This window comes from Paracoccus marinaquae (assembly GCF_018860165.1).
Taxonomy (GTDB): Bacteria; Pseudomonadota; Alphaproteobacteria; order Rhodobacterales; family Rhodobacteraceae; genus Paracoccus; species Paracoccus marinaquae.
This window is the reverse complement of sequence record NZ_JAHKNG010000140.1, coordinates 1-623: the sequence shown is the minus strand read 5'-3', so window position 1 is coordinate 623 and position 623 is coordinate 1. Positions and strand designations below refer to the sequence as shown.

Below are 623 nucleotides of genomic sequence, written 5' to 3'. Positions count from 1 at the left end.
CATGAATTCTCGGTCGGCACGGTCGATCTGGTGAACCGCGCCTGCGAGGCGGCGGAAGACGCCTTCTGGAGCTATGGCTACCTGAGCCGCGAGGCCCGCGCCGCCTTCCTCGAGGCGATCGCCGACGAGATCGAGGCCCGCGCCGATCAGATCACCCTGATCGGCGCCCAGGAAACCGGCCTGCCCGAGGCCCGCCTTCAGGGCGAGCGCGGCCGCACCACCGGCCAGCTGCGGCTGTTTGCCGGCCACATCCGTGCGGGCGATTACCTCGACCGCCGCCATGACCCCGCCCTGCCCGGGCGCCAGCCGCTGCCGCGCCCCGATCTGCGCATGATCCAGCGCCCCATCGGCCCGGTCGCGGTCTTCGGCGCCTCGAACTTCCCGCTGGCCTTCTCGACCGCCGGCGGCGACACGGCGGCGGCGCTGGCCGCCGGCTGCCCGGTCGTCGTGAAGGGCCATTCCGCCCATCCCGGCACCGGCGAGATCGTGGCCGAGGCGATCCACGCGGCGATCGCGAAGACCGGCATGCATCCGGGCGTCTTCAGCCTGATCCAGGGCGGCCGGCGCGATGTCGGCACGGCGCTGGTCACCCATCCGCTGATCCGGGCGGTGGGCTTCACCGG

Annotated in this window: 1 protein-coding gene; it reads left to right on the top strand. The window is 73.2% G+C overall.

The features are described 5' to 3' along the window. The coding region (locus KNW02_RS20695; protein WP_216035055.1) for an aldehyde dehydrogenase family protein at positions 1-623 on the top strand (623 nt) is incomplete at both ends.